Source organism: Pseudomonas sp. SIMBA_067, assembly GCF_046534675.1.
Taxonomy (GTDB): domain Bacteria; phylum Pseudomonadota; class Gammaproteobacteria; order Pseudomonadales; family Pseudomonadaceae; genus Aquipseudomonas; species Aquipseudomonas putida.
Genome location: NZ_JAWRYH010000441.1, coordinates 1 through 271, shown reverse-complemented (window position 1 = coordinate 271; position 271 = coordinate 1). Strand labels below are relative to the sequence as shown.

The following is a 271-nucleotide window of genomic DNA, read 5'->3' as shown; positions in this document are numbered from 1 at the left end:
GGAAGCTAAATCAAATTTGTAAATATTATTTGTAAAAGGATATATCAACCCTAAAATATTTTTATTATTAATCGGATAAGTTATTGAGTAGCTACTGGCGCTATTAACTTTTGTTTTACTTACTATACGGTTATTGTTTAAAGAATATTGGTAAAAAATTTCTTCTTTATTGTCATACCATAACAATGAGTCGGTTTCTTGTTGATAGTTAATTGTCCATATTCTACTTTTAGTCTCATAAAGCTTTATTTGGGCGCCACCTTCTAAATCC

At 28.0% G+C, this 271-nt stretch carries 1 protein-coding gene; it reads right to left on the bottom strand.

The window, feature by feature from the left end; all coding sequences use genetic code 11:
- The coding region (locus SB765_RS29810) for a hypothetical protein (protein ID WP_410932518.1) at positions 1-271 on the bottom strand (271 nt) is incomplete at both ends.